At 65.9% G+C, this 26,259-nt stretch carries 29 protein-coding genes; 23 read left to right on the forward strand and 6 right to left on the reverse strand.

Annotated features, from left to right (window positions below; genetic code table 11):
- Window positions 1–45: 45 nt before the first annotated feature.
- The gene (locus L0976_RS12715) at window positions 46–330 is read right to left on the reverse strand and encodes a hypothetical protein (protein WP_203316939.1); all 285 of its coding nucleotides are present in this window, start codon (window positions 328–330) and stop codon (window positions 46–48) included.
- Between L0976_RS12715 and L0976_RS12720 the strand changes: the two genes are divergently transcribed.
- Genes L0976_RS12720 through dnaQ form a run of 5 tightly spaced genes read left to right on the forward strand, consistent with a single transcriptional unit; the run spans window position 304 to window position 3,893 of the window.
- Window positions 304–1,125: a pyruvate, water dikinase regulatory protein gene (locus L0976_RS12720; protein WP_203316940.1), complete on the forward strand. Its 822-nt coding sequence runs from the start codon at window positions 304–306 to the stop codon at window positions 1,123–1,125. The genes L0976_RS12715 and L0976_RS12720 overlap by 27 nt on opposite strands.
- Before the next feature lie 24 nt (window positions 1,126–1,149).
- Entirely contained in the window at window positions 1,150–1,749 is a 600-nt protein-coding gene (locus L0976_RS12725; RefSeq protein WP_234187653.1) for a Maf-like protein, read from the forward strand.
- Complete coding sequence (locus L0976_RS12730) at window positions 1,742–2,599, forward strand: shikimate dehydrogenase (RefSeq protein WP_234187655.1); 858 nt, start codon at window positions 1,742–1,744, stop codon at window positions 2,597–2,599. Before L0976_RS12725 ends, L0976_RS12730 begins: the two co-directional genes overlap by 8 nt.
- Window positions 2,599–3,189 (forward strand): dephospho-CoA kinase, encoded by a 591-nt coding sequence (gene coaE / locus L0976_RS12735; RefSeq protein WP_234187656.1) that lies wholly within the window; start codon window positions 2,599–2,601, stop codon window positions 3,187–3,189. The genes L0976_RS12730 and coaE overlap by 1 nt, the downstream gene beginning before the upstream one ends.
- Complete coding sequence (gene dnaQ / locus L0976_RS12740; protein ID WP_234187658.1) at window positions 3,189–3,893, forward strand: DNA polymerase III subunit epsilon; 705 nt, start codon at window positions 3,189–3,191, stop codon at window positions 3,891–3,893. Before coaE ends, dnaQ begins: the two co-directional genes overlap by 1 nt.
- 79 nt (window positions 3,894–3,972) lie before the next feature.
- Here dnaQ and secB read toward each other — a convergent pair whose 3' ends face one another.
- Both secB and L0976_RS12750 read right to left on the reverse strand, forming a co-directional pair.
- On the reverse strand, window positions 3,973–4,449 hold the full coding sequence (secB, locus tag L0976_RS12745) for a protein-export chaperone SecB (RefSeq protein ID WP_203316945.1): 477 nt from the start codon (window positions 4,447–4,449) through the stop codon (window positions 3,973–3,975).
- 57 nt (window positions 4,450–4,506) lie between these two features.
- Window positions 4,507–4,980 (reverse strand): FxsA family protein, encoded by a 474-nt coding sequence (locus L0976_RS12750; RefSeq protein ID WP_234187660.1) that lies wholly within the window; start codon window positions 4,978–4,980, stop codon window positions 4,507–4,509.
- A 151-nt stretch (window positions 4,981–5,131) separates the two neighbouring features.
- Between L0976_RS12750 and L0976_RS12755 the strand changes: the two genes are divergently transcribed.
- From L0976_RS12755 to gyrB, 5 genes are all read left to right on the forward strand, one after another.
- Entirely contained in the window at window positions 5,132–5,836 is a 705-nt protein-coding gene (locus L0976_RS12755; protein ID WP_203316947.1) for a Tim44/TimA family putative adaptor protein, read from the forward strand.
- Between the two features lie 13 nt (window positions 5,837–5,849).
- Window positions 5,850–6,965 carry a murein transglycosylase A gene (locus tag L0976_RS12760; protein WP_234187661.1) on the forward strand — a complete coding sequence of 372 codons (1,116 nt, stop codon included), beginning with the start codon at window positions 5,850–5,852 and terminating at the stop codon, window positions 6,963–6,965.
- Window positions 6,952–7,515: a Smr/MutS family protein gene (locus tag L0976_RS12765; protein WP_234187663.1), complete on the forward strand. Its 564-nt coding sequence runs from the start codon at window positions 6,952–6,954 to the stop codon at window positions 7,513–7,515. Before L0976_RS12760 ends, L0976_RS12765 begins: the two co-directional genes overlap by 14 nt.
- A complete protein-coding gene (locus L0976_RS12770; RefSeq protein WP_234187664.1) occupies window positions 7,512–7,892 on the forward strand; it encodes a helix-turn-helix domain-containing protein in 381 nt (126 codons plus the stop codon). The genes L0976_RS12765 and L0976_RS12770 overlap by 4 nt, the downstream gene beginning before the upstream one ends.
- A gap of 136 nt (window positions 7,893–8,028) precedes the next feature.
- Window positions 8,029–10,461 (forward strand): DNA topoisomerase (ATP-hydrolyzing) subunit B, encoded by a 2,433-nt coding sequence (gene gyrB / locus L0976_RS12775; protein ID WP_234187666.1) that lies wholly within the window; start codon window positions 8,029–8,031, stop codon window positions 10,459–10,461.
- A gap of 55 nt (window positions 10,462–10,516) precedes the next feature.
- Here the strand turns inward: gyrB and L0976_RS12780 are convergent, their stop codons facing one another.
- Window positions 10,517–11,110 carry a nitroreductase family protein gene (locus L0976_RS12780; RefSeq protein ID WP_203316952.1) on the reverse strand — a complete coding sequence of 198 codons (594 nt, stop codon included), beginning with the start codon at window positions 11,108–11,110 and terminating at the stop codon, window positions 10,517–10,519.
- Between the two features lie 164 nt (window positions 11,111–11,274).
- Here L0976_RS12780 and gabD point away from each other — a divergent pair, with 164 nt between their 5' ends.
- A complete protein-coding gene (gabD, locus tag L0976_RS12785) occupies window positions 11,275–12,726 on the forward strand; it encodes an NADP-dependent succinate-semialdehyde dehydrogenase (RefSeq protein WP_234187668.1) in 1,452 nt (483 codons plus the stop codon).
- Window positions 12,727–12,795: 69 nt separating this feature from the next.
- Complete coding sequence (locus tag L0976_RS12790; protein WP_234187670.1) at window positions 12,796–13,596, forward strand: HpcH/HpaI aldolase/citrate lyase family protein; 801 nt, start codon at window positions 12,796–12,798, stop codon at window positions 13,594–13,596.
- 19 nt (window positions 13,597–13,615) lie between these two features.
- Here L0976_RS12790 and L0976_RS12795 read toward each other — a convergent pair whose 3' ends face one another.
- Entirely contained in the window at window positions 13,616–14,494 is an 879-nt protein-coding gene (locus L0976_RS12795) for a GntR family transcriptional regulator (protein WP_203316955.1), read from the reverse strand.
- Window positions 14,495–14,667: 173 nt separating this feature from the next.
- Here L0976_RS12795 and L0976_RS12800 point away from each other — a divergent pair, with 173 nt between their 5' ends.
- The 9 genes from L0976_RS12800 to L0976_RS12840 all read left to right on the forward strand — a co-directional run bounded on the left by L0976_RS12800 (window position 14,668) and on the right by L0976_RS12840 (window position 24,012).
- The gene (locus L0976_RS12800) at window positions 14,668–15,687 is read left to right on the forward strand and encodes an aldo/keto reductase (RefSeq protein ID WP_234187672.1); all 1,020 of its coding nucleotides are present in this window, start codon (window positions 14,668–14,670) and stop codon (window positions 15,685–15,687) included.
- Window positions 15,688–15,713: 26 nt separating this feature from the next.
- Window positions 15,714–16,160, forward strand: coding sequence for an RbsD/FucU family protein (locus L0976_RS12805; RefSeq protein ID WP_234187673.1), 447 nt, complete (start codon window positions 15,714–15,716; stop codon window positions 16,158–16,160).
- Window positions 16,161–16,371: 211 nt separating this feature from the next.
- Window positions 16,372–17,361, forward strand: coding sequence for an ABC transporter substrate-binding protein (locus tag L0976_RS12810; protein WP_234187675.1), 990 nt, complete (start codon window positions 16,372–16,374; stop codon window positions 17,359–17,361).
- Window positions 17,362–17,434: 73 nt separating this feature from the next.
- The gene (locus L0976_RS12815; protein ID WP_234187676.1) at window positions 17,435–18,988 is read left to right on the forward strand and encodes a sugar ABC transporter ATP-binding protein; all 1,554 of its coding nucleotides are present in this window, start codon (window positions 17,435–17,437) and stop codon (window positions 18,986–18,988) included.
- A 28-nt stretch (window positions 18,989–19,016) separates the two neighbouring features.
- Window positions 19,017–19,991: an ABC transporter permease gene (locus L0976_RS12820; RefSeq protein WP_203316960.1), complete on the forward strand. Its 975-nt coding sequence runs from the start codon at window positions 19,017–19,019 to the stop codon at window positions 19,989–19,991.
- A 1-nt stretch (window position 19,992) separates the two neighbouring features.
- Window positions 19,993–21,024, forward strand: a complete 1,032-nt coding sequence (locus L0976_RS12825; RefSeq protein ID WP_234187678.1) for a zinc-binding alcohol dehydrogenase family protein — start codon at window positions 19,993–19,995, stop codon at window positions 21,022–21,024.
- Between the two features lie 158 nt (window positions 21,025–21,182).
- Entirely contained in the window at window positions 21,183–22,472 is a 1,290-nt protein-coding gene (phaZ, locus tag L0976_RS12830; protein ID WP_234187680.1) for a polyhydroxyalkanoate depolymerase, read from the forward strand.
- A gap of 128 nt (window positions 22,473–22,600) precedes the next feature.
- On the forward strand, window positions 22,601–23,041 hold the full coding sequence (locus tag L0976_RS12835) for a DUF2852 domain-containing protein (RefSeq protein ID WP_234187682.1): 441 nt from the start codon (window positions 22,601–22,603) through the stop codon (window positions 23,039–23,041).
- A gap of 209 nt (window positions 23,042–23,250) precedes the next feature.
- Entirely contained in the window at window positions 23,251–24,012 is a 762-nt protein-coding gene (locus L0976_RS12840; protein ID WP_234187684.1) for a M48 family metallopeptidase, read from the forward strand.
- Window positions 24,013–24,039: 27 nt separating this feature from the next.
- Here L0976_RS12840 and L0976_RS12845 read toward each other — a convergent pair whose 3' ends face one another.
- A complete protein-coding gene (locus L0976_RS12845; protein WP_203316965.1) occupies window positions 24,040–24,237 on the reverse strand; it encodes a YqaE/Pmp3 family membrane protein in 198 nt (65 codons plus the stop codon).
- A gap of 130 nt (window positions 24,238–24,367) precedes the next feature.
- Between L0976_RS12845 and L0976_RS12850 the strand changes: the two genes are divergently transcribed.
- Together L0976_RS12850 and trpB are read left to right on the forward strand one after the other, a co-directional pair.
- The gene (locus tag L0976_RS12850) at window positions 24,368–25,042 is read left to right on the forward strand and encodes a phosphoribosylanthranilate isomerase (protein ID WP_203316966.1); all 675 of its coding nucleotides are present in this window, start codon (window positions 24,368–24,370) and stop codon (window positions 25,040–25,042) included.
- Window positions 25,039–26,259 (forward strand): tryptophan synthase subunit beta, encoded by a 1,221-nt coding sequence (trpB, locus tag L0976_RS12855; RefSeq protein ID WP_234187685.1) that lies wholly within the window; start codon window positions 25,039–25,041, stop codon window positions 26,257–26,259. The genes L0976_RS12850 and trpB overlap by 4 nt, the downstream gene beginning before the upstream one ends.

Raw genomic sequence — 26,259 nt, forward strand, 5'->3', positions numbered from 1 at the left:
GGTCCGGCCGTCCGAAGAAAAAGACGCGCGACACGCAGGCCTTTTTCAGGAAAAACCGGGAAAACGGGATTCCCTCCATGAAATCAATGTCATCGAAAGGCGCAAGATAACGCCCTCCTGTGGATCGGCTGTGGACAAGCGCGACACTTTGCCATGACCATGAGTCTTTTCCACAAAGGTGCGGAAACCGTTTCCCGGAATCTGCCGATTGTGGATAAACAGGCGGTTGTCCTCTTGCCTCCGGCCACCGCCCGTCCTTACCTCACGCTTGTCCCGGGTCATCAACAGGGGGCGGAGGATATTGTGGAAAGCACCAGAAACTACTTCCATCTGCACCTCATTTCGGACTCGACGGGCGAGACCCTGATTGCGGCAGGGCGTGCGGCGGCGGCGCAGTTCCAGTCCTCCCAGGCGCTGGAACACGTCTATCCGCTGATTCGCAACCGCAAGCAGCTCATGCCGGTGCTCGATGCGATCGACGGTGCGCCGGGCATCGTGCTCTATACGGTCGTCGACCGGGAGCTTTCCGAAATCATCGACCAGCGCTGCCGGGAGATGGGCGTGCCCTGCGTCTCCGTGCTCGAACCGGTGATCGACCTTTTCCAGTCCTATCTCGGCGCGCCCTCGCGCCGCCGGGTGGGGGCGCAGCATGTGATGAACGCGGAATATTTCGCGCGCATCGAGGCGCTGAACTTCACGATGGACCATGACGACGGGCAACTGCCCGCCGATCTCGACGAGGCCGATGTCATTCTCATCGGCATCAGCCGCACCTCGAAGACGCCGACCAGCATCTATCTCGCCAATCGCGGCATCAAGACCGCCAACGTGCCCATCGTGCTCGGCGTGCCGCTGCCGGATCGTCTCTCCACGGCGACGAAGCCGCTGATCGTCGGACTCATCGCGACGACCGACCGTATCGCCCAGGTCCGGCAGAACCGGGTGCTCGGCCAGACGCAGGATTTTCGTGGCGACGATTATATCGACCGGGCGCAAATCTCCGAGGAGTTGAAATATGCCCGCGCCATCTGCGCGCGCAACAACTGGCCGATCATCGACGTCACGCGCCGGTCCATCGAGGAAACGGCCGCCGCCATCGTTGCTCTTCGCCCCAAGCTCCGTTAACGCGGAAGGCGACAGGAGATTTCAATGACACCGCCGCTGATCCTCGCCTCGCAAAGCCCCTTCCGCCGCATGCTGATGGAGAATGCGGGCCTCGCCTTCACGGCAGAGGCTGCGCTGATCGACGAGCGCGCCGCCGAGGCGGCGCTGGCCGCGCGCAATCCGACGCCGACGGAGGTCGCCGCGGCGCTGGCGATCGAGAAGGCGCTGGACGTTGCCGGCCGCAATCCCGGCGCGCTCGTCATCGGCTCAGACCAGACCCTCTCGCTCGACGGCCGGGTGTTCCACAAGCCCGCCGACATGGCCGAGGCGAAGTCGCACCTTGCGGCTATGTCCGGCCGCACGCACGCGCTGAACTGCGGCATCGCGCTGGTCCGCGACGGCGAAACCCTGTGGTCCGACGTCTCCATCGCGCGGCTGACGATGCGGCCGCTGTCGGAAGCCTTCATCGACCGTCATCTCGCCCGGGTCGGAACGCGGGTTCTCGCAAGCGTCGGTGCCTACCAGCTCGAAGGGGAGGGCGTCCAGCTCTTCGAGCGGATCGACGGCGACTACTTCACCATTCTCGGCCTGCCGCTTCTTCCGATGCTGGCTAAACTTCGCGAATTCGGTGCCATCGATGCATGATTCACGTGAAACATCTGCCCGCCATGCCTTCGTCGCTGGCTATCCGGTCAGGCATTCGCGCTCCCCGCTGATCCATGGCCACTGGCTGGAGAAGCTCGGTTTGGCGGGATCCTATACGCGGCAGGAGATTTCGCCTGAAGACTTCGCCGGCTTTGTTTCGAGATTGAAGAGCGGGGAATCCGGCTTCACGGGGGGCAATGTCACCATTCCCCATAAGGAGACGGCCTTCAGGCTGGCCGACAGGCCGGATGCGCTGAGCGAGGAACTCGGTGCGTCGAACACGCTCTGGCTGGAAGATGGCCGGCTGTGCGCCACCAATACCGACGGCCATGGCTTTCTCGCCAATCTCGACGCCGCCATGCCCGGTTGGGACAGGACGGATCGTGCGGTCATCCTCGGTGCGGGCGGCGCCAGCCGCGCCGTCATCCAGGCGGTGCGCGACCGCGGTGTCCGTGAGATTCATGTCGTGAACCGCACCGTTGCGCGCGCCCGGGAACTGGCGGACCGCTTCGGGCCGAAGGTGCATGCCCATGGCATGGGCGCGCTTGCCGAGGTTGCCAAGGGCGCGGGTCTCTTCGTCAACACGACCTCGCTCGGCATGGATGGCGAACCGGCGCCCGATTTCGATTTCTCGCCGCTGGCGGACGGCGCTATCGTGACGGATATCGTCTACGTACCCTTGATGACGCCGATCCTGCGGCAGGCTGCGGCGCAAGGCCGTGCCACGGTCGACGGCCTCGGCATGCTCCTGCACCAGGCGGTGCCCGGCTTCGAAAAGTGGTTCGGCGTTCGGCCGGTGGTCGACGACGAACTGCGCCGCCTGATCCTTGCCGACATGGAGAAGCATTGATGATCGTGCTCGGCCTTACCGGATCGATCGGAACGGGCAAGTCGACGACGGCTGCGATGTTCCACGATCTCGGCGTGCCGGTCCACGATGCGGATGCGACGGTGCACGATCTCTACCGCAACGAGGCGGTGGCGCCGGTGGCGGCGCTGTTTCCGGAAGCGCTGGCGGATGGCGTCATAGACCGCAAGGCGCTTTCGGCCGCCCTTTCGGCCGCCCCGGAACGCTTTCGCGAACTGGAAGAGGTCATCCACCCGCTGGTCCGGGCGCGTGAAACGGCCTTTCTCGATGCGGAGCGGCAGAACGGATCGCCATTGGTGGTGCTCGATATTCCGCTGCTCTACGAGACGGCTGGAGAAACGCGCGTGGACAAGGTCTTGGTCGTCACCTGCGACCCGCAGACGCAGAGGCACCGGGTGCTTGCCCGGCCGGGCATGACGGAGGAAAAGTTCCAGCTCATCCTGTCGCGCCAGATGCCGGATGCGGAAAAGCGGCGGCGGGCCGATTTCGTCGTGGATACGGGCAGGGGGCTTGAAGCGGCGCGCGAACAGGTGAAAGAGATAATTGCGAAACTGACGGAACGGCGGAACTGATGCGCGAGATCATCTTCGATACGGAAACGACCGGCCTCGACAACAAGCTCGACCGCGTCATCGAAATCGGCGGCGTCGAGCTGGAAAACCATTTCCCGACCGGCCGCACGCTTCACATCTTCATCAATCCCGGCGACCGCAAGGTCCATCCGGATGCACTTGCCGTCCACGGCATCACCGACGAGTTCCTGCAGGACAAGCGCCCCTTTGCGGACGTCGCGCAGGACATCATCGACTTCTTCGGCGAGGCCCGCTGGGTGGCGCACAACGCCAGCTTCGACATGGGCTTCATCAATGCCGAGTTCGACCGGCTCGGCCTGCCGCCGGTCGCGTCCGACCGGGTGACCGACACGCTGGCGCTCGCCCGCCGCAAGCACCCGATGGGGCCGAATTCGCTCGACGCGCTCTGCCGGCGCTACGGCATCGACAACTCGCACCGCACGAAGCACGGCGCCCTTCTCGACTCCGAACTGCTCGCCGAAGTCTATATCGAGATGATCGGCGGCCGGCAGGCGGCCCTCGGTCTCGGCACGGCGGAAGCCGGCCGCCAGACGCTGGTCGATGCGGAGGACGAGGTCGTCCAGCCGCTCGGCCTGCGCCCGCGCCCCCTTGCGCCGCGCCTGTCGGAGGAAGAGCGCGCCGCCCATGCCGCCATGGTGGAAACGATGGGCGCTAAGGCGATCTGGGCGAAATACGGCCCCTGAATCCGGCTTACGAACCTGTAAACGAAAACGCCCGGCCATATCTTAGCCGGGCGTTTTCTTTTGAAACGGGATGGTGGCCTCAGTTGGCCTGGACCTTGGCCTTGACCTGCTCTTCGGCCATGCGCTGGGCGAACATCTGGGCAAAATCGATCGGGTCGATCATCAGCGGCGGGAAGCCGCCGTTGCGGGTGGCGTCGGCGATGATCTGGCGGGCGAAGGGGAACAGGAGGCGCGGGCACTCGATGAAGAGGACCGGCAGCATGTGCTCCTGCGGGAAGCCCGTGATGCGGAAGACGCCGCCATAGGCGAGCTCGGCATTGAAGAGGACCTTGTCGCCGTCGCGGGCTTCCGCATTCAGCGAAAGGATGACGTCGAAATCCGCTTCGGCGAGCGGGTTGGCGTTCACGTTGACGCTGATATTGATTGCCGGCGCGCCTTCGCGAGCCTGCAGCGACCGCGGCGCGCCCGGATTTTCGAAGGAGAAGTCCTTCACATACTGCGCAAGGATATTGAGCGAGGGGCTCGCGGCGTTGTTCTGGGAGGCTGCGTCGGTCATGGAGAATATCCTCGGGGACTCTGGAAAGTCAGGCCATCTAGCATTTCGGCAAAAGGCTTACAACCCTGGGCCTCGGCGCGGCCCGTCGCGATGGAAATCGCTTTCGTCGAGGTCGATCGTGCGGTCGGGCCCGGTCTGCGGGCGCCGGTGCGGGCCCGCACCGCCGATATCGACCACAACGACATTGCGCATCAGCCGGTTCCAGAGAAAGCGCCGCATCGGTGGAAGAAAGAGGGCAAGGCCGACGATGTCGGTCAGGAAGCCGGGGATGAGGAGCAGGATCCCGGCGATCATGATCGTCGCGGCATCGAGCATCTCCTTGCCCGGCACGCGGCCCTCCTGTCCGGACTGCCGCAACCGCGCGAGCACGCCGAACCCCTGGATGCGCATCAGGACGATGCCGGCGACGGCCGACAGCGCCACCAGCGACAGGGTGGCAAAGACGCCGATCCGCCGCCCGACCAGGATGAAACAGGCGATTTCCGCCAGCGGCAGCAGGAGAAAGAAGAGGGGAATGAGAAGTCTCGGCATGGTTTCCAGTGTCGCACAGATTTTCGCCGGCCGATACTGCGGCGTGCCGTTTCGCATGTCTTCGCGGCATTCACGTCATCGCCATTTGAATGATCCGTCTTTGCGGACTATATGGAAAGGAACAAAAATCAGAAACCGCAGCGGATCGATAATGGGCTCATTCGACTTTGTAACGATTTTCTTCCTTGTGGCTGCGGTGGTGATCTTCCTGCAATTGCGCAGCGTGCTCGGCCGTCGCACCGGGAGCGAGCGCCCGCCCTTCGATCCCTATTCCAAACGCGAGAGCGCCGCCGAGACTGATTCGGCCGATCGCGGCAAGGTCGTCACGCTGCCGCGCCGCGACGGCACGGAGGAAGAGGAAAGCCCCTACGCGTCCGTCGACAGCTTCGCTCCGCCCGGCACGCCGCTCAACGACCAGCTTCGCGCGCTCGTTAGGACGGACCCCGCCTTCAACCCGAAGGAATTCGTCGCCGGCGCCCGCATGGCCTACGAGATGATCGTCGTGGCCTTTGCCGACGGCGACCGCAAGACGCTGAAGAACCTCCTGTCGCGCGAGGTCTACGAAGGCTTCGACGCCGCCATCTCCGAGCGCGAGAGCAAGGGCGAGGTCGTTCGTTCCAGCTTCGTCGGCATCGAGAAGGCCGATATCGTCTCGGCCGAGGCCAAGGACAGCGAGGCCAATGTCACGCTGCGCATCGTCAGCCAGTTGATTTCCGCCACCTACGACAAGGCTGGCGAGCTGGTGGAGGGCGACGCGGACACGGTGGCCGAGGTGAACGATCTGTGGACCTTCTCCCGCGACATCCGCTCGCGCGATCCGAACTGGAAGCTGATCGCCACCGAATCGGAAGGCTGAGAAAGGCCACCCCATGGACTATCGTCTGGTTCCGGCCCGGTTTTCGGCGCTTCCCGGCTGGGACGAGGACGATCCCACCCCCCTGATGGCGGCCATGGGCCGCTGTCTTGACCATATCCGCAAGGTCAAGCCCTACAAGACAGGCTCGCTCGGCATCACGGCCGGCGAGCTTTCGACGCTTCTGGAGGCGGCCGAAGAGGAAAGGCCGGACGGCGCCGCGGCGGTGCGCGCCTTCTTCGAGACCCATTGCGTGCCCTTCCGCATCGAGAAGGCGGACGGTTCCGCCGGTTTCGTCACCGCCTTCTATGAGCCTGATGTCGCCGTGAAGGCCGAGCCGGACGAAAACCACCGCTACCCCTTCTATCGCCGGCCGGACGACCTGGTGGATGTCGACGACGGCAACCGCCAGACCGGTTTGCCCGAGGGCTTTGCCTTCGGGCTGCAGAAGGACGGGGTCGTCGTCGAGCATCCGGATCGCGGCGGGATCGAAAGCGGCTTTCTTGCGGGCCGCGGGCTGGAAATCGCCTATGCGCGTTCGAAGGTCGACGTGTTCTTCGCCCATGTCCAGGGCGCCGCAAGGCTCGTCTATCCCGACGGCGCGACGAAGCGCATCACCTATGCCGCGAAATCCGGCCATCCCTTCTCGCCCATCGGCAAGCTGCTGATCGATCGCGGCGAGATCGATGCCGCCACCGTCTCCATGGCCTCGATCCGCGACTGGCTGGCCTCTCATGAGGATCAGGTGGACGCGGTGCTCTGGCACAACCGCTCCTTCATCTTCTTCAAGGAAGCCCCGGTGGACGATGCCGCCCTCGGCCCGATCGCCGCCGCCAAGGTGCCGCTGGTCGCCGGCCGTTCGCTGGCCGTCGACCGGCAGATCCACACGTTCGGCCTGCCCTTCTTCATTTCGAGCGACAGCCTCACGCACATGGATGGCGCAAAGCCCTTCCGTCGCCTGATGCTGGCGCTCGACACGGGAACGGCCATCGTCGGCCCTGCGCGGGGCGACATCTTCACGGGCTCGGGCGATGCGGCCGGCGCGCTGGCGGGCCACGTGCGCAATGCCGCGACCTTCCACATCCTCATCCCAAGGGCGGCGGCGGAGCGCTACCTCCATGCCGAAGGATAAGGCGCTCTCCGGCGAGGACCGCATCCTCTGGGGCAAGGTGGCGCGCAGCACGCGGGCGCTGCCGGGCCGGCTCGATGCCCTGACGGAGTTCGAGGCGGCCTTTACCGAGACGGTCGAGGAGCCGAAGGCGCCGGAAGCGAAGAAGGCGAAGGCCGGCACGGAGGCGGAAGGCATCGCGCTCACCATCGGCCGCGGCGACAAGACCCGCCACCACCCGCTGGAGCGCCCCGTCAAGCGCAAGATCGCCAAGGGCCGCCTTGCGCTCGAGGCGCGTATCGACCTGCACGGCATGGTCCAGAGCGAGGCGCACGGCTTCCTGCTCGGCTTCCTGATCAGGGCGCACGAGCGGGGCATGCGCCATGTGCTCGTCATCACCGGCAAGGGCACCTCGCTCGGCAGCGACGGCGCGCTGAAGCGGGCGGTGCCGCTGTGGTTCTCGCTGCCGGAGTTCCGGTCGCTGATCTCCTCCTACGAGCCGGCGGCCCGCAACCATGGCGGGGAGGGCGCCCTTTATGTCCGGCTCGCCCGCCAGCCGGGGGACAGGCGATGACGACGCCCTTCGGCAAGGCCGTGCGGCACCTGCGCGACCGCAAGGGCGTCTCGCAGAAGGACATGGCCAAGGCGCTCGGCGTCAGCCCCGCCTATCTGTCGGCCCTAGAGCACGGCAAGCGCGGCACGCCGAGCTTCGATTTCCTCCAGCGCGTCGCGGGATACTTCAACGTCATCTGGGACGAGGCCGAGGAACTCTTCCGCATCGCGGAGATTTCCGACCCGCGCGTCGTGGTCGATACCGCCGGCCTTCCGCCCGAATACACCGCCTTTGCCAACCGGCTTTCGGCCGAAATCGCGAGCCTTCCGCCCGAGACGGTGCGCCGCCTCGCCGGCATTCTCGAAAAAGCATGCAATAACCGGGTAAAACCCGGCTGATCCCCTGAATTCTGCCGTGTTTGCGGCCTCTCTGGTTTGGAACTTCAGGCCAAAATCCCTATATTCCAGGAATCCGGAAAGCCGTGATTCGCCCCGCTTTCCCCGCCTGTCGCGAAAACTCTGGAAAGACTTTTGAATGACTGACACACCCGAGACCGAAAACGGCCCGGCCGAGTATGGCGCAGATTCGATCAAGGTCCTCAAGGGGCTCGACGCCGTGCGCAAGCGCCCCGGCATGTATATCGGCGATACCGACGACGGCTCGGGCCTGCACCACATGGTCTACGAGGTGGTGGACAACGCCATCGACGAAGCGCTGGCCGGCCATGCCGACATCGTGACGGTCACGCTCAACGCGGACGGTTCGGTGACGGTCACGGACAACGGCCGCGGCATTCCGACCGACATCCACAAGGAAGAGGGCGTCTCGGCGGCCGAGGTCATCATGACCCAGCTCCATGCCGGCGGCAAATTCGACCAGAACTCCTACAAGGTCTCCGGCGGCCTGCACGGCGTGGGCGTCTCCGTGGTGAACGCGCTTTCGGTCTCGCTGAAGCTGAAGATCCGCCGCGCCGGCAAGATCCACGAGATGAGCTTCACCCATGGCGTTGCCGACGGCCCGCTGGCCGTGACGGGCGAGGCCGGCGACGAAACCGGCACGGAAGTCACCTTCCTGCCCTCGCCGCTGACCTTCTCGAACATCGAGTTCGTCTATTCGACGCTGGAACACCGCCTGCGCGAGCTCGCCTTCCTCAATTCCGGCGTGCGGATCCTGCTCACCGACCGCCGCCATTCGGACGTCAGGCAGGACGAACTGATGTACGAGGGGGGCCTCGAAGCCTTCGTGACCTATCTCGACCGCGCCAAGAAGCCGCTGGTCGACAAGCCGATCTCCATTCGCGGCGAGAAGGACGGCATCACCGTCGAGGTCGCCATGTGGTGGAACGACAGCTACCACGAGAACGTGCTCTGCTTCACCAACAACATCCCGCAGCGCGACGGCGGCACGCACATGGCCGGCTTCCGCGGCGCACTGACCCGCCAGGTCGTCTCCTATGCCGAAGGTTCCGGCATCATGAAGAAGGAGAAGGTGACGCTGACGGGCGACGACTGCCGCGAGGGCCTTACCGCCGTCCTCTCCGTGAAGGTGCCGGACCCGAAATTCTCCTCGCAGACCAAGGACAAGCTGGTTTCCTCGGAAGTCCGCCCGGTCGTCGAAAGCCTCGTCAACGAGGCGCTCAGCACCTGGATGGAAGAGCATCCGACCGATGCGAGGACGCTGATCGGCAAGGTGGTCGAGGCCGCCGCCGCCCGCGAGGCCGCCCGCAAGGCGCGCGAGCTGACGCGGCGCAAGGGCGCGCTCGACATCTCCTCGCTCCCCGGCAAGCTGGCCGACTGCTCCGAGCGCGATCCGGCCAAGTCCGAACTCTTCCTCGTCGAGGGCGATTCGGCCGGCGGCTCGGCCAAGCAGGGCCGTTCGCGCGAGAACCAGGCGATCCTGCCGCTGCGCGGCAAGATCCTCAATGTCGAGCGCGCGCGCTTCGACAAGATGCTGTCGAGCCAGGAAATCGGCACGCTGATCACCGCGCTCGGCACCTCGATCGGCAAGGACGAGTTCAACGCCGACAAGCTGCGCTACCACAAGATCATCATCATGACGGACGCCGACGTCGACGGCGCCCATATCCGCACGCTGCTGCTCACCTTCTTCTTCCGCCAGATGCCGGAGCTGATCGAGCGCGGCCATCTCTATATCGCCCAGCCGCCGCTCTATAAGGTGGCGCGCGGCAAGTCCGGCCAGTACCTGAAGAACGAGAAGGCGCTGGAAGACTACCTGATCGGCTCTGGCCTCGACGATGCGGCGCTGGAGCTCTCCTCCGGCGAGGTGCGCGCCGGGCAGGATATCCTGGAACTGATCCAGGATGCGCTACGCCTGCGCACGCTGCTCGACGGCCTGCATTCGCGCTACAGCCGCTCCATCGTCGAACAGGCGGCGATATCGGGCGCGCTGAATCTCGAACTCAGCCACGATCGGGAAGCCTATGCCGCCAAGGCGGAGGAAGTCGCCCGCCGCCTCGACCTCATCGCCGAGGAGACGGAGCGCGGCTGGGAAGGTTCCGTCGCCGCCGACGGGGGCCTGCGCTTCGAGCGCATGGTGCGCGGCGTCAAGGAATTCGCCCATATCGACATGGCGCTGATCGGCTCGTCCGACGCCCGCCATATCGACCAGCTCTCGGCCCGCCTCAAGGAAACCTACGCGGTGCCGCCGATCCTGCGCCGCAAGGACGGACAGGCCGAGATTTCCGGCCCGCGCGCCCTGCTCGACGCGATCTTCGCCGCCGGCCGCAAGGGTCTTTCCATGCAGCGCTACAAGGGCCTCGGCGAAATGAACGCCGAGCAGCTCTGGGAAACGACGCTCGATCCGAACGTCCGCTCGCTGCTGCAGGTCAAAATCAACGATGCGACCGATGCCGACGGCCTCTTCGCCCGCCTGATGGGCGACGAGGTGGAGCCGAGGCGCGATTTCATCCAGGAAAACGCCCTCAGCGTCGCCAACCTCGACATCTGATCCGGAAAGCCGCCGAAAGGCGGCTTTCTTTGTCCCTGTATCGGGACTGCCCCGTTCAGGCCTTGAACCGCCCTTCCGAAACGAATTCCGATACCGGCTTGCGCGTGCTCGGCACCTCGCGCTTCATCAGGTCGTCCGGCAGCGTCTCCTTCGGCGCGATCTTGCCGATGGCGACGGCCGCCTCCACGCGGAAGCCGTCCGGGATGCCGAGAACCTCCATGGCCCTGGCGCGGTCGATGCCGCCCATGCCATGCGCATGGTAGCCCGCGCGGGTTGCCTGCAGGGCGAGGCAGGCCCAGGCCGCGCCCGTATCGAAGGCATGGGTATAGGCCGGGCGCATCTCGCCGTCCGCGCTCTTGCGGTGGGTCTGCGAAACGATGACGGCAAGCACGGAGGCCTTGTCCGCCCAGCGGCGGTTGCCCTCGTCCAGCGTGTTGTAGATCGTGTCGAATGCTTCGCTGCCGCGATGGCCGTAGACGAAGCGCCAGGGCTGGCCGTTGGCGGCCGAAGGCGCCCAGCGCGCCGCCTCGAACAGCGAGAGCAGCGTTTCGTGCGGCATGGCCTCGCCGGTGAAGGCGCGGGGCGACCAGCGGTCGAGGAAAACGGGATCGATGGCATGGTCCGCGATGCGGCCGGTGGGATGGGTCATTGCAAAGCCTCGAATGTCAAAATCAACGGCGCGAACTTAGACCCTGGGGCTTCGCCCGCGAAGCGGTAAAATCGCCTCTCTGTCGCATTGTCGAACGGGTGGCGGACGCAATATAACGCTTGCGACACGACGTCAGACGGCATCGCGAAAATGGGAGATATCCGATGAGCCTCAAAGACCCGAGCCTGCTTCGCCAGGCAGCCCTTGTTGGCACCCGCTGGATCGAAGCGGACGGCAGCGGCATCGCCGTGAAGAACCCCGCGACGGGCGAGCTCGTCGGCCATGTGCCGAAGCTCGGCGCCAAGGAGACCAAGGAGGCGATCGACGCCGCCGCCGAGGCCCAGAAGGGCTGGGCCGCCCGCACCGCCAAGGAACGCTCGGCCGTGCTGCGCAAGTGGTTCGAGCTGATGATCGAGAACAAGGAAGACCTCGGCCGCATCCTCACCATGGAGCAGGGCAAGCCGATCGCGGAGGCCACCGGCGAGATCGTCTATGGCGCGAGCTTCGTCGAATGGTTCGCCGAGGAGGCCCGCCGCATCTATGGCGACATCGTCCCGGGCCACCAGAAGGACAAGCGCATCCTCGTGATGAAGCAGCCGATCGGCGTCGTCGCGGCCATCACGCCCTGGAACTTCCCGAACGCCATGATCACCCGCAAGGCCGGTCCCGCCTTCGCCGCCGGCTGCGCCATGGTGCTCAAGCCGGCCTCGCAGACGCCGTTCTCGGCGATTGCCATCGCCATCCTCGCCGAGCGCGCCGGCCTGCCCGCCGGCCTGTTCAGCGTCATCACCGGGTCGGCCCGCGAGATCGGCGCGGAGATGACCGCCAACCCGACCGTGCGCAAGCTCACCTTCACCGGCTCGACGGAAATCGGCGCCGAGCTCTACAAGCAGTGCGCACCGACCATCAAGAAGCTCGGTCTGGAACTCGGCGGCAATGCCCCCTTCATCGTCTTCGACGATGCCGATCTCGATGCGGCCGTCGAGGGCGCGCTGATCGCCAAGTTCCGCAACAACGGCCAGACGTGCGTGTGCGCCAACCGGCTCTATGTGCAGGACGCCGTCTATGACGCCTTCTCCGAAAAGCTCGCCGCCGCCGTCGGCAGGCTGAAGACCGGCAACGGCTTCGACGAGGGCGTTGTGCTCGGCCCGCTGATCGACACGGCGGCGCTGGAAAAGGTGGAGGAGCATGTCAACGACGCGGTGAGGAAGGGCGGCCGGGTCGTGCAGGGCGGCAAGCGCCATGCGCTCGGCGGCACCTTCTACGAGGCGACCGTCCTTGCCGACGTGACGCGCGACATGGCCGTCGCGCGGGAAGAGACCTTCGGTCCCGTCGCGCCGCTCTTCCGCTTCAAGGACGAGGACGACGTCATCGCCCAGGCGAACGACACGGAATTCGGCCTTGCCTCCTATTTCTACGCCAAGGACCTGTCGCGCGTCTTCCGCGTGGCCGAGGCGCTGGAATACGGCATGGTCGGCGTCAATACCGGCCTCATCTCGACGGCCGAAGCCCCCTTCGGCGGCGTGAAGCTCTCCGGCCTCGGCCGCGAGGGCTCCAGATACGGCATCGAGGAATTCACCGAGATCAAGTATGTCTGCCTCGGCGGCATCGGCTGATACGGCGGTTTGACCCTTTCCGGCCGGGCATCGTCCGGCCGGTTCCGTTTTTTTGAGGAGGAGTACACCGTGGCAGCACCGAAGAACGCCTTCAAGGCCGCGCTTGCCGAGGGCCGGTTCCAGCTTGGCCTGTGGGCGGCGCTCGGCAGTGCCTATGCGGCGGAGGTCCTCTCCACCAGCGGCTACGACTGGCTGCTGATCGACGGCGAGCACGGGCCCAACGACGTGCCGATGATCGGCGCGCAGATCGGCGCGCTCCGTCATTCGCCGACCCATGCCATGGTGCGCCCGCCGATGGGCGAGGCCTGGCTGCTCAAGCAACTGCTCGACCAGGGCGCCCAGAGCTTCCTCATCCCTATGGTCGAATCGGCGGCGCAGGCGAAGGCGCTCGTGCGCGCGCTGCGCTATCCGCCGCACGGCATCCGCGGCGTCGGCGCGGGGCTCGGCCGGGCCAGCGACTTCAACCGCACGCCCGACTACCTTGCGACCGCCGACGACGAAATCTGCCTGATCGTGCAGGTCGAGAGCCGCGCGGGCGTCGCGGCCATCGACGAGATCGCCGCCGTCGAGGGCGTGGACGGCGTCTTCGTCGGCCCGTCGGATCTCGCCGCGGACATGGGCCTTCTCGGCAATCCCGGCGCGCCGGAGGTGCTGGCCGCCATCACCCATGTCTTCGAGCGCACCGGGGCGCACGGCAAGGCGCGGGGTATCATGACGGTCTCGCTGCCGCAGGCCGACATCTACCGCGACCTCGGCGCGGATTTCATGGCGATCGGCACCGACGTCAACTGCCTCGTCTCGGCAGTCGAGAACCTGCGCCGCAGCTTCCTTGGCGAGGCGGTGACGGTAAAGCCAGGCGGCGGCTACTGACGCCTGCGGCCCCGGCCGGTCAGTTGATGGATTGCAGCAGCGTTTCGCGCGCCGATTTCAGGTGCTGCCGGCAGGCTAGCTCGATCCCGGCCGGATCGCGCGAGCGCAGCGCCGCGATATAGGCGAGGTGCTCCTGGAGCGCCCGGGCGTTGCGCTGGCGGGCATTCGTCTTGTTCCACTGGTAGTGATAGTGGAAGACGATGGCGATCACGTCGTAGAAATCGACGATGAAGCGGTTCTTCGAGGCGCGGTGCACCAGAAGGTGGAAGCGTTCGTCGAGCTCGGAGAAATCCAGGTAGCGGTTCTCGATGTCGGCGAGGATCGCATGGTGCACGGCCTCGATCGCGTCCAGCTCCGGCCAGGCGGGGTGATCCTGCGGCAGGTGCGCGAAGGCAAGCGCCGAGCGCAGTTCGAACATCTCGCGCACTTCCGTCAATTCCAGTGCGAAGTCGCGGGTAAAGCCCTTCAGCACCCAATGGCTGTTCGGCCGCTTCTCGATCAGGCCGAAGCGGCTGAAGCGGATGAGGAATTCGCGCACGCTCGTCGTGCCGATGCCGATCTCGCGGGCGAGCTCCAGCTCGTTGATCTGCATGCCCGGCTGCGCCCCGCCGTCGAGAATCCGGCGCATGAAGCTGCGCTCGATGATTTCCGAGAGCGAATCCGTCTCCTCCGTCGGAAAGTAGTCGGAGGCGAGCGGCTGGCGCAGCACGATCTTGCGGCGCTTCTCCCAGGCGATCAGGCCGACCTCCTCGAGCCGGGTCAGGATGGCGCGCACGGTGGTGCGGCTGACGCCGAGCGCCGTGCCGAGCTCCGGCTCGGAGGGAAGGCTCGCCGTCTGCTCCAGGAGCTTCACGCAGCGATTGAAGGCGTCCTTGAAGACGGTGTTCTGCTTGGCCATGGATGCCGCCGATGTTGAAGTTCGCGGAACCGGAAGGTTCGCCGGAGCCGCACCTTGCGCCGCCCCGTCATCCTGCCGTTTCCGCCCGCCTTCATATTACCTATTGACGACGATCTGTCTATTGTCGATAAAAGACAAAAGCGCTGGCGGGAGGACGCCGGCCGGGAGGATCGATGCAGACGCGGACCATCGGCAGGACGGACCTCGCCGTGACCGAATACAGCTTCGGCACCGCGCCGCTTGGCGGGCTCTACCGGGCCTGCCCGCGCGACGTCGCGATGGCGACGCTGGACACGGCCTGGCAGGAGGGCCTGCGCTACTACGACACCGCACCCTGGTACGGCTTCGGCCGCGCCGAGCGCACCGTCGGCGATTTCCTCCGCGACAAGCCGAAGGCGAGCTATGTGCTGTCGACGAAGGTCGGGCGCGTCATGCGGCCGGTGCCGGACGACAGGGTGCCGGACTACGGCTTCGTCGACCCGCTGCCCTTCGACGTGCACTACGACTACAGCTATGACGGCATCATGCGCTGCGTCGAGCTGAGCCATGCCCGGCTGGGTCTCAACCGGATCGACATCCTCTATGTGCACGACATCGGCGTCTATACCCATGGCGCCGAGCGCAACGCCGTCTACCTGCGCCAGCTTCTCGATTCCGGCCTGAAGGCGCTGTCCGAGCTGAAGGCGTCGGGCGCCATCAGGGCCTATGGGCTCGGCGTCAACGAGGTGCCGGTCTGCCTCGATGTGATGCGCGCGGCGGACCTCGACTGCATCCTGCTGGCAGGCCGCTACACGCTGCTGGATCGCTCCGCCGTGGCGGAGCTGCTGCCGCTCTGCGAGCGGAAGGGCACGTCGCTGGTGGTCGGCGGTGTCTTCAATTCCGGCATCCTCGCCACCGGTCCCGTCGAGGGCGCGCATTTCGACTACATGCCGGCAACGCCCGAGATCGCCGGTAAGGTCGGCGCAATGATGGAGATCGCGCAGGAAAAGGACGTGCCGCTCGCAGCGCCCGCCCTGCAGTTCCCGCTGCGACATCCGTCCGTCGCCTCCGTCCTGCTCGGCACGGCGAAGCCGGAAAGCCTGCGCCGCAACATGGATTTGGCGCGCATGGCCCTGCCGGAGGACATCTACCCGGCTTTCGAGCCCTATACGCTGGTGGCGCCCGCGCTCGGGAGCGACGCCGTCCGCCAGTAGCTTTCGGTCGGGGAGGATCGAAGACCATGTTGAAAGGCATCCATCCGCTGCTCGGTCCCGATCTCCTGCACGCGATCAGGACGATGGGCCATGGCGACGACATCGTCATCGCGGATGCCAACTTTCCGGCAGGCTTCCTCGGCCCAAAGGTGATTAGAGCCGATGGCGTCGATGCGGTGGCGATGACAGAGGCGGTGCTGGCGCACATGCCGCTCGATACCTTCGTTCCGCAAGCGGCCTGGCGCATGGAGGTGGTGGGCGATCCCGCCGCGGTGCCGGAGATCTGCGCGACGTTCCAGGATGTGGTGCATCGCCTCGCCGGCGATTTCACGGTTCACGCCGTTGAGCGCTTTGCCTTTTACGAGATGGCCAGGAAGGCGGCCTGCATCGTCGCGACCACGGAGTTCCGCCTCTACGGCAATATCATTCTCAAGAAGGGTGTCGTTCACCCGCATGAGGTCTACCGGGTCTAGGGTGCCCGGCGGCCGCCGTTTGGGAGGACGGGGGCGATGGACTGGAATGCCTGGAAATGCGGATGTCGCGAACGGAATCGCTCGCTTGCCAAGCAGGAAAAGCGGGTGTAGCTTGCCCCGGATAATGTTTTTTATCGATAAAAGATCGAGTTGTTTGCTTCCTGCAACGCGATCCGCACGGAGGACAGGAAGCACCTGAGAGGAGAAACCGATGAGCATTGTAAGATCGCTTCTCACCCGCCGCGCCTTCAGCGCGCTCGCGGGTGCTGCCGTCCTCGCCACCATGGCCCCGGCCTCCGCCTTCGCGCAGGACGTCACCATTCCGATCATCGTCAAGGACACCACGTCCTTCTACTGGCAGATCGTGCTGGCCGGCGCCCGCCAGGCCGGCAAGGACCTCGGCGTCAACGTGCCCGAACTCGGCGCCCAGTCGGAATCCGACATCAACGGCCAGATCAGCATCCTTGAAAACGCCGTTGCCGGCAGCCCGGCTGCCGTCGTCATCTCGCCGACGGAATTCAAGGCGCTCGGCAAGCCGGTCGACGAGGCGGCCAAGTCCGTGCCGATCATCGGCATCGACTCGGCGGCCGATTCCAAGGCCTTCACCTCGTTCCTGACGACCGACAACGTCCAGGGCGGCCGCATCGCCGCCGATGGCCTCGCCGCCGCCGTCAAGGCCGCGATGGGCAAGGAGGAGGGCGCGATCGCCATCATCACCAGCCTGCCCGGCGTCGGTTCGCTCGACCAGCGCCGCGAGGGCTTCCTCGATCAGGTCAAGACGAAGTATCCGGGCTTCAAGGTCGTCGCCGACAAATATGCGGACGGCCAGGCCACGACGGGCCTCAACATGATGACCGACCTCATCACCGCCAATCCCGACCTCGTCGGCGTCTTCGCCTCCAACCTCATCATGGCGCAGGGCGTCGGCCAGGCGATCGCGGAGAACAAGCTCGGCGACAAGATCAAGGTCATCGGCTTCGACAGCGACGAGAAGACCGTCGGCTTCCTCAAGGAAGGGGTGCTCGCCGGCCTCGTCGTGCAGGACCCCTACCGCATGGGCTACGACGGTGTGAAGACGGCGCTCGCGGTCTCCAAGGGCGAGAAGGTCGAGACCTTCGTCGATACCGGCGCGAACCTCGTCACCAAGGACAACATGGCCGATCCGAAGATCGACGCCCTCCTGAACCCGAAGGTGAACTGACGGTTTGACCGCCTCCCGCCCGGACGGCATCATCCGGGCGGGACGCTTTCCGCGAACGAGGGAGGACGCAGCGATGAGCAGCCTCGAAGAGCTCAGCCATCGGCATGAAGACGAGGCGAAACTCGCCGAATCCGACGCGGTGCCGCGCGGCGCGCCCATTCTCGAACTGCGCGGCTTGCAGAAGAAATACGGTCTCGTCGAGGCCCTGAAGCCCGCGACGATCACCTTCCTCGCCGGGGAGATCCACGCCATCGTCGGCGAGAACGGCGCGGGAAAATCCACCCTCATCAAGCTCCTGACCGGCGTGATCCGCCGCACGGCCGGCGAGGTCTACTGGTGCGGCAGGCCCGTGCAGCTCGCCACGCCGACCGAGGCGATCTCCCGGGGCATCAACGCCGTGCACCAGGAGGTCGTGCTGTGCCCGCACCTGTCCGTGGCGGCCAACATGTTCCTCGGCGACGAGATGAACCGCTACGGCCTGATGCGCAAGGGCGCCATGGAGCGCGCCGCCCAGGCGGTGCTCGACGATCTCGGCTTCCAGCTCCCCGCCGCCGCCCTTCTCGGCACGCTCACCATCGGCCAGCAGCAGCTCGTCGCCACGGCCAGAGCCGCCATGCGCGGCATCCGCTTCCTCATCTTCGACGAGCCGACCGCCTATCTCACGCGCCAGGAATCCGCCCAGCTCTTCCGGCTCATCCGCCGGCTGCGAGACCAGGGCGTCACCATCGTCTATATCAGCCACCGCATGGAAGAGGTGTTCGAACTCGCCGACCGGGTCTCGGTGCTGCGCGACGGCGCCCATGTCGGCACGCGGCTGATCGGCGAGACCAATGAGAACGAGCTGATCGCGCTGATGATCAACCGCTCGATCGAGCAGATCTACCACAAGGAGACGATGCCGGCCGGCGAGGTCATCGTCGAGACCCGCGGCCTCTCGGGCCCCGGCTTCGAGGATGTCTCGCTCACGGTGCGGTCCGGGCAGATCGTCGGGCTCTACGGCCTCATCGGCGCGGGCCGCAGCGAATTCGCGCTCGGCCTCTATGGCCGCCAGCCGGTTTCCGCCGGCGAGATCCTCTGGGATGGCAAGAAGGTCGCCATTCCCAACGAGCGCGCGGCGATGGCCCTCGGCATCGCGCTTGCGCCGGAAAGCCGCCGCGACCAGGGCCTCTGCCTCAACCTGCCCATCGGGCTCAACATCAACCTGCCGGTCTTCCGGCGCCTCAGCTCCGGCCTCGTGATCCGCAAGCGCGACGAGGCCGACAATGCCGACCGGCAGATCCGCGACCTGCGCATCAAGACGCCGTCGCGCCGCGTGCTCGTCTCCGCCATGTCCGGCGGCAACCAGCAGAAGATCGTCATCGGCAAGTGGCTGAGCCATGGGGCGCGGCTTTTCATCTTCGACGAGCCGACCGTCGGCGTCGACGTCGGCACCAAGGCAGAAATCTACCGGTTGTTCGCCGAGCTTCTCAAACAGGGTGCCGGCATCATCCTCATCTCGTCCTACCTGCCGGAAGTCTACGAGCTTTCCGACCGGCTGCACGTCTTCCGCGGCGGCCGTCTGGTCGCCAGCCACGACCACCGGGCGGCCTCGCACGAGGACGTCCTGACCCAGGCCATCGGCATCTGAACCGCCGCGCGAAAAAGGGAGAAGAAGCATGAGCGTGGAGACTACGACGGAAAGCGCCCCGGCGCCGAAGCGGGGCACCAACATCCTGCTCGGCCTGACGCTGCTCGGCCTGCTGCTGGCGCTGTGGCTGGCCCTCGGGCTTGCGACGCACGCCTTCTGGACGCCGAACAACATCTCGAACCTGCTGCGGCAGGGGGCGATGACGGCGATCCTGGCGGTCGGCCAGACCTTCGTGATCATCACGGCCGGCATAGACCTTTCCGTCGGGGCCATCGTCGGCTTTACCAGCGTCATCGTCGCCTGGCTGCTGCAGGCCGGCGTGCCGCTCTGGGCGGCGATCGTCCTGACGCTGCTGATCGGCGTCGCCATCGGCGCGTTCCACGGCTTCGGCATCGTGCGCATGGGCCTGCCGCCCTTCATCATCACGCTGGCGACGCTCACCTCGCTGCGCGGCATCGGCCTCCTCATCACCAACGGCTCGACGATCTCGATCAGCCACGAGGGCTTCACCAATTTCTCCCGCGCCGATTTCCTCGGCGTGCCCAGCCTGTTCTGGATGGTCGTGCTGGTGGCGATTCCCGCCTTCGTCTTCCTCCATCTCTCCCGCTTCGGCCGCTACCTCTTCGCCGTCGGCTCGAACAAGGAGGCCGCGCGCCTGTCGGGCGTGAATGTCGACCGCACCATCTATCTCGCCTATATCCTCTCGGCCACCTGCGCCGCCTTCGTCGGCCTGCTGCTCGCTTCGCGCATCGGCATCGGCAACGCCACCCAGGCGGAAGGCTGGGAACTCCAGGCGATCGCCTCCTCGGTCATCGGCGGCACCAGCCTCTTCGGCGCGGTCGGCTCCATCCACGGCCCGCTGCTCGGCGCCTTCATCCTGGCGACCATCAACAACGGGGCGAACCTCCTTAACGTGAACTCCTTCTGGCAGCGCATCATCACCGGCCTGCTGATCATCGTCATCGTCTATTTCGACCAGTTGCGCCGCCGCGGAAGCCGCTGAGATGAAAGCCGTCGTCTGCATGGAACCCGGCCGCCTAGAGGCGGTCGACCGTGACCCTCCGGCCGCCCCCGCCGCGGGCTGGGTGCGCCTCGCCGTCAGCCATGTCGGCATCTGCGGCACGGACTACCATATCTTCGAGGGCAAGCACCCGTTCCTCGACTATCCCCGCGTCATGGGCCACGAGGTCTCGGCCACCGTCGTCGATCCCGGCGCGAGCGCCCTTGCCGCGGGCACGCCGGTCGTGGTGAATCCCTACATTTCCTGCGGCGCCTGCATCGCCTGCCGGAAGGGCAAGCCGAACTGTTGCACCGCGATCCGCGTGCTCGGCGTCCACACCGACGGCGCCTTCTGCGAGGAAATCCTGCTGCCGGCGGAAAACCTCTATCCGGCCGGCGGCCTTCCGCTGGAGGCCGCCGCGACCGTCGAGTTCCTGGCGATCGGCGCCCATGCGGTCCGCCGCGCGGCAGCGCCCGCGGGCTCCGGCGCCCTCGTCATCGGCGCCGGCCCCATCGGCCTCGGCACCGCGCTGTTTTCCCGCATCGCCGGCCATGACGTGACGCTGATGGACACGTCCGGCGAACGGCTCGCCATGGCCGCCGAGCGTTTCGGCCTTGAAAAGGGCATCCTCGCCGGGCCCGCCGCCGCGGAGGCGGTGCGCCGGGCAACCGGCGGCGACGGTTTCGACGTCGTTTTCGACGCGACGGGTCATGCGGCCTCGATGGAAACCGCCTTCGCCCATGTCGCCCATGGCGGCGCGCTGGTGCTGGTCAGCGTGGTGAAGGAGGACATCCGCTTCTCCGATCCCGAATTCCACAAGCGGGAGATGACGCTGATCGGCAGCCGCAACGCGACGCGCGCCGATTTCGAACATGTCATGGCCTCCATCCGCGATGGCCGGGTGCCGGTGGATGCGCTCGTTACCCACCGCACGGTGCTCGATCGCGTCCCCGTCGACCTCGCCCGCTGGGCGACGGAGAAATCGGGTCTCATCAAGGCTGTCGTGCGTATCGCCGATAGCGGCGGGGGAGGCTGATTCCCGTTCATTCCCGCGAAAGGATCGCGGGTTTAGGATGATTTCGTGGAATGTTGCCACGCAGCGAAAACCTGATAGTGTTTTCGCAACTGCGGAAACCGGGTGAGACGGCGCGTCGGGCATAAGGCCCTGCGCCGGGAAATGGGATAACGCGTCGGATGTATTATCAGCTCTACGAACTCAATCATGCGATGATGGCGCCCTGGCGCGCCGCCGCGGACCAGATGCGCCTCGCCTTCCGCAATCCGCTCAATCCGCTCGCCCACACCTATTTCGGCCGCACCATGGCGGCCGGCTTCGAGGTGCTCGAACGCACCACCCGGCGCTACGGCAAGCCGGAATTCGGCCTCGATACCACGCTCATCGACGGCAAGGCCGTTTCCGTCCATGAAAAGGTCGTCTGGCAGCGCCCCTTCTGCAACCTCATCCATTTCGAGCGCTGTCTGCCGGCCGGCCACCGCAAGGACCCGAAGATCCTGATCGTCGCGCCGATGTCGGGCCACTATGCGACGCTGCTGCGTGGCACGGTCGAGGCGATGCTTCCCCACGCCGAAGTGCACATCACCGACTGGATCGACGCGCGCATGGTGCCGCTCTCCGAAGGCACCTTCGATCTCGACGACTATATCGACTACGTCATCCAGATGCTGCATGCGCTCGGGCCGGATACCCATGTCATCGCCGTCTGCCAGCCGGCCGTGCCGGTCCTGGCCGCCGTCGCGGTCATGGAGGCGGACGACGACCCGCTCTCGCCCTCCACCATGACGCTGATGGGCGGGCCGATCGACACGCGCATCAACCCGACCGCCGTGAACAAGCTCGCGGAGGAAAAGCCGATCGAGTGGTTCCGCGACAATGTCGTCATGCCCGTGCCGTGGCCTCAGCCGGGCTTCATGCGCATGGTCTATCCGGGCTTCCTGCAGCTTTCCGGCTTCATGTCGATGAACCTCGACCGCCACGTCATCGCGCACAAGGAGTTCTTCGCCCATCTCGTGAAGAACGACGGCGATGCCGCCGAAAAGCACCGCGACTTCTACGACGAATATCTTGCCGTCATGGACCTGACGGCCGAATTCTACCTCCAGACGGTGGAGACGGTCTTCATGAAGCACGCCCTGCCGAAGGGCGAGATGATGCACCGCGCGCGCGCCGTCGACACGACGGCGATCCGCAAGGTGGCGCTGCTGACCGTCGAGGGCGAGAACGACGACATTTCCGGCGTCGGCCAGACCAAGGCGGCGCAGACCATCTGCACCAACATCCCCGCCGACATGCGCATGCACTACATGCAGCCGGATGTCGGCCATTACGGCGTCTTCAACGGCTCGCGCTTCCGCAAGGAGATCGCGCCGCGCATCCTCTCCTTCATCGCCGCGCACGGCAAGGAGACGAAGGCAAAGCCGGTGCCGCGCGTCATCAAGGGAGGGAAATCCGGCGACGCCGCCTGATTTTCCGGGCTCGTTTCAGGCACTTGCCCGATTCTGCCGGGCATCGTCTTGAACGCCGCATGCGCGCTGCCCACATCGGAATCACCGGAAGCCGGAGTGGTTTCCGCCGATCGTGAGGAAGATTGCACATGAACCAGTCAGCACTGATCCGTCCGGACTGGACGCCTGCGACCATCGCCCTGATGGTGCTCGGCTTCGTGGTGTTCTGGCCGCTCGGCCTTGCCATGCTTGCCTACATCATCTTCGGTGACCGCCTGAAAAACTTCAAGAAGGACGCCAACGACACCGTGGACGGCATGTTCGCCTCCTGCCGCGGCAAGTTCCGTGGCGGCCGTGGCCGTGGCCACGCCTTCCGCAACGCCACCGGCAACGGCGCCTTCGACGACTGGCGCGACGCCGAGCTCGCCCGCCTCGACGAGGAGCGCCGCAAGCTCGACGAGATGCGCGAGGAGTTCGATTCCTATGTCCGCGAACTGCGCCGCGCCAAGGACCAGGAGGAGTTCGACCGCTTCATGCGCGAACGCCGCGCCAATGGCCAGGGCGACGTGCCGGGCTTCCCGGCCACGTAACGACGCTTGGGGCAGTCCGTTCCCCACCCTCCGTCATCCTCGGGCTCGACCCGAGGATCTACGCGCCGCTCGCGACGTGGATGTTGGGCCAACGCCGACCATGACGGCAGGGTAAGAAACGGGAATCAAGCAAAGCATCACCGGCGCCGCGTGCGCCGGTTTTTCGTCGAGGCGTTTCAGCCGCCCCCGAATCGGCTATGAAAGGCAGCATGTTCTCCCTGGTTCGCAAGCCCCGCAAGGCCCTGAAGACCCCGCCTCAGCCGGAACGGCGCGAGATCGACGTCAATGGCCGGGCCCTGCCGCTCACCATAAGGCGGGACCTGCGCGCCACGCGCCTGACGCTGCGCATCGAGCCCGGCGGCCGCGCCCTGCGCATGACGGTACCGAACGGCATTGCCGAGCGCGACATCCGCGAGTTCCTGGCCCGCCATCAGGGCTGGCTGATGACGAAGCTGGCAAGGTTCCGCTCCACCAACGAACTGGAAGACGGCGGCTATGTCATGATCCGTGGCGTAGCCCACCGCATCGAGGCGACGGGCAGGCTGCGCGGGCTGACGGAGGCCGTCATCGTCGAGGACGAGGCCGTGCTGCGCGTCGGCGGCATGGAGGAGAGCATTCCCCGCCGCATCGGCGATTTCCTGAAGAAGGAGGCGCGGCTGGAGCTGGACAGGCTCGTCGCCGTCCATGCCGGGCGCATCGGCAGGCGCGTGAAGTCGCTGACGCTGCGCGATACCCGCAGCCGCTGGGGCTCCTGCTCGGCGGACGGCGCGCTCAGCTTCTCCTGGCGCATCGCCATGGCCCCGCCCCATGTCATCGACTATCTCGCCGCCCATGAGGTGGCCCATCTGCGCGAGATGAATCACAGCGCCGCCTTCTGGGCGCTCTGCGCGCAGCTCTGCCCGGCCACCGAGGAGGCCAAGCGCTGGCTGAAGCGCAACGGCAGCCTGCTGCACGCGGTCGATTTCGGCTAAGCGGCTTCGGCCCGGAGCGGCCGCCGGCTAGCGGCCCCGGTCCGCCAGCGCCTCGCGGATCTTCCTGTCGGTCTTGTACTGCCCCAGCGCATAGACCGCCCAGATCGCCGCCGGCAGCCAGCCGATCAGCGTGATCTGCAGGATGAGGCAGATGATGCCTGCAATCGGCCGCCCGATCGTGAAAAAGACGAGAAAGGGCAGCAGGATGGCAATGATGAGGCGCATGGGTGTCTCCGGTCTTGGTCCTCCCTCCATATGGGCTCGCGCGAACCGGGTGCAAGGGGCGGCGGTTCCCGGGGACCGGGCGCCGTCTTTCGGCTCGACTCTTCCGGTGATTCATGCGACTTCCTGCGCCATGACACTCGACATAAAAATCTGCGGGCTGAGGACCGGGGAGGCCGTCGACAAGGCCGTCGCGCTCGGCGCGAGCCACATCGGCTTCATCTTCTTTCCGAAAAGCCCGCGCAACATCGAGCCGTCCGACGCCGGCCGCCTGGCGGAGCGTGCGCGCGGCCGCGCCAGGATTGTCGCCGTCACGGTCGATGCCGACAGCGACACGCTCGACGAGATCGTCGACCAGCTTTCGCCCGATATTCTCCAGCTCCACGGTAGCGAAAGCCCGGAGCGTGTGCTGAACGTCAAGGCGGTCTACGGCCTGCCCGTCATCAAGGCCTTTTCGGTGCGCGAGGCGGACGACCTGAAGAAGATCGACCCCTATATCGGCATCGCCGACCGCTTCCTCTTCGATGCGAAGCCCCCGGCGAACTCGGAGCTTCCCGGTGGCAACGGCGTTGCCTTCGACTGGAACCTTATGCATCTGCTTGACGGCGGCGTCGATTACATGCTTTCCGGTGGACTGAACAAGGATAACCTCGCCGAGGCCATCCGGCTCACCGGCGCGCCGGGCATCGACGCCAGTTCCGGTGTCGAGAGCGCGCCCGGCGTGAAGGATCTCGGCCTGATGGAAGAATTTTTTGAAGCGGCACGAAAAGCCGAACGCGAGACGGCCGTCGCAGGGAGAGGCAAGTGAACCAGTCACCCAACCTGAATTCGTTCCGCGAAGGTCCTGACGAGGACGGCCGCTTCGGCATCTTCGGCGGCCGTTTCGTTGCCGAGACCCTGATGCCGCTGATCCTCGACCTCCAGGAAGAATGGAACAAGGCCAAGACCGACCCGGCCTTCCAGGCGGAGCTGAAGGACCTCGGCGCCCATTATATCGGTCGCCCGAGCCCGCTCTATTATGCCGAGCGCCTGACGCATCATCTCGGCGGCGCGAAGATCTACTTCAAGCGCGAGGAGCTGAACCACACCGGCTCGCACAAGATCAACAATTGCATCGGCCAGATCCTGCTCGCCAAGCGCATGGGCAAGACGCGCATCATCGCCGAGACCGGCGCCGGCCAGCATGGCGTCGCCTCGGCCACCGTCGCCGCGCGCTTCGGCTTCCCCTGCGTCGTCTATATGGGCGCGACGGATGTCGAGCGTCAGGCGCCGAACGTCTTCCGCATGAAGCTGCTCGGCGCGGAAGTGCGTCCCGTCACGGCCGGCCACGGCACGCTCAAGGACGCCATGAACGAGGCGCTGCGCGACTGGGTCACCAATGTCGAGGACACCTATTACCTGATCGGCACCGCCGCCGGCCCGCATCCCTATCCGGAGCTGGTGCGCGACTTCCAGGCCGTTATCGGCGTGGAAGCGCGCGAGCAGATGCTTGCTGCCGAAGGCCGCCTGCCGGACATGGTCGTCGCCGCCGTCGGCGGTGGCTCCAATGCCATCGGCCTTTTCCATCCCTTCCTCGACGACAAGAACGTCCAGATCGTCGGCGTCGAAGCCGGCGGCAAGGGCCTCGACGGCGAGGAGCATTGCGCCTCCCTGACGGCCGGCTCGCCGGGCGTCCTGCACGGCAACCGCACCTACCTGCTGCAGGATGCCGACGGCCAGATCAAGGAAGGCCACTCGATCTCCGCCGGTCTCGACTATCCCGGCATCGGCCCGGAACATGCCTGGCTGCACGATATCGGCCGCGCCGAATATGTCCCGATCATGGACGACGAGGCGTTGGAAGCCTTCCAGCTTCTGACGAAGCTCGAAGGCATCATCCCGGCGCTGGAGCCGAGCCACGCCGTCGCCGAGGTGATCAAGCGCGCGCCGAAGATGGGCAAGGACCAGATCATCCTGATGAACCTCTCCGGCCGCGGCGACAAGGACATCTTCACCGTCGGCAAGATCCTCGGCATGGAGCTCTAA

The sequence above is a fragment of the Shinella sp. NM-101 genome (assembly GCF_021401195.1).
Taxonomy (GTDB): Bacteria; Pseudomonadota; Alphaproteobacteria; order Rhizobiales; family Rhizobiaceae; genus Shinella.

Coding starts and splice junctions, on each gene's coding strand:
- L0976_RS12780 (WP_203316952.1), bottom strand. CDS start 11,110: ATGACCCATCCCACCGGCCGCATCGCGGACCATGCCATCGATCCCGTT.
- L0976_RS12750 (WP_234187660.1), bottom strand. CDS start 4,980: ATGCCGAGACTTCTCATTCCCCTCTTCTTTCTCCTGCTGCCGCTGGCG.
- L0976_RS12765 (WP_234187663.1), top strand. CDS start 6,952: ATGCCGAAGGATAAGGCGCTCTCCGGCGAGGACCGCATCCTCTGGGGC.
- coaE (WP_234187656.1), top strand. CDS start 2,599: ATGATCGTGCTCGGCCTTACCGGATCGATCGGAACGGGCAAGTCGACG.
- L0976_RS12810 (WP_234187675.1), top strand. CDS start 16,372: ATGAGCATTGTAAGATCGCTTCTCACCCGCCGCGCCTTCAGCGCGCTC.
- L0976_RS12725 (WP_234187653.1), top strand. CDS start 1,150: ATGACACCGCCGCTGATCCTCGCCTCGCAAAGCCCCTTCCGCCGCATG.
- L0976_RS12840 (WP_234187684.1), top strand. CDS start 23,251: ATGTTCTCCCTGGTTCGCAAGCCCCGCAAGGCCCTGAAGACCCCGCCT.
- L0976_RS12795 (WP_203316955.1), bottom strand. CDS start 14,494: ATGGCCAAGCAGAACACCGTCTTCAAGGACGCCTTCAATCGCTGCGTG.
- L0976_RS12715 (WP_203316939.1), bottom strand. CDS start 330: ATGGAAGTAGTTTCTGGTGCTTTCCACAATATCCTCCGCCCCCTGTTG.
- L0976_RS12805 (WP_234187673.1), top strand. CDS start 15,714: ATGTTGAAAGGCATCCATCCGCTGCTCGGTCCCGATCTCCTGCACGCG.
- gabD (WP_234187668.1), top strand. CDS start 11,275: ATGAGCCTCAAAGACCCGAGCCTGCTTCGCCAGGCAGCCCTTGTTGGC.
- L0976_RS12770 (WP_234187664.1), top strand. CDS start 7,512: ATGACGACGCCCTTCGGCAAGGCCGTGCGGCACCTGCGCGACCGCAAG.
- L0976_RS12755 (WP_203316947.1), top strand. CDS start 5,132: ATGGGCTCATTCGACTTTGTAACGATTTTCTTCCTTGTGGCTGCGGTG.
- L0976_RS12800 (WP_234187672.1), top strand. CDS start 14,668: ATGCAGACGCGGACCATCGGCAGGACGGACCTCGCCGTGACCGAATAC.
- L0976_RS12730 (WP_234187655.1), top strand. CDS start 1,742: ATGCATGATTCACGTGAAACATCTGCCCGCCATGCCTTCGTCGCTGGC.
- L0976_RS12825 (WP_234187678.1), top strand. CDS start 19,993: ATGAAAGCCGTCGTCTGCATGGAACCCGGCCGCCTAGAGGCGGTCGAC.
- dnaQ (WP_234187658.1), top strand. CDS start 3,189: ATGCGCGAGATCATCTTCGATACGGAAACGACCGGCCTCGACAACAAG.
- gyrB (WP_234187666.1), top strand. CDS start 8,029: ATGACTGACACACCCGAGACCGAAAACGGCCCGGCCGAGTATGGCGCA.
- L0976_RS12815 (WP_234187676.1), top strand. CDS start 17,435: ATGAGCAGCCTCGAAGAGCTCAGCCATCGGCATGAAGACGAGGCGAAA.
- secB (WP_203316945.1), bottom strand. CDS start 4,449: ATGACCGACGCAGCCTCCCAGAACAACGCCGCGAGCCCCTCGCTCAAT.
- L0976_RS12845 (WP_203316965.1), bottom strand. CDS start 24,237: ATGCGCCTCATCATTGCCATCCTGCTGCCCTTTCTCGTCTTTTTCACG.
- L0976_RS12760 (WP_234187661.1), top strand. CDS start 5,850: ATGGACTATCGTCTGGTTCCGGCCCGGTTTTCGGCGCTTCCCGGCTGG.
- L0976_RS12820 (WP_203316960.1), top strand. CDS start 19,017: ATGAGCGTGGAGACTACGACGGAAAGCGCCCCGGCGCCGAAGCGGGGC.
- L0976_RS12835 (WP_234187682.1), top strand. CDS start 22,601: ATGAACCAGTCAGCACTGATCCGTCCGGACTGGACGCCTGCGACCATC.
- L0976_RS12850 (WP_203316966.1), top strand. CDS start 24,368: ATGACACTCGACATAAAAATCTGCGGGCTGAGGACCGGGGAGGCCGTC.
- phaZ (WP_234187680.1), top strand. CDS start 21,183: ATGTATTATCAGCTCTACGAACTCAATCATGCGATGATGGCGCCCTGG.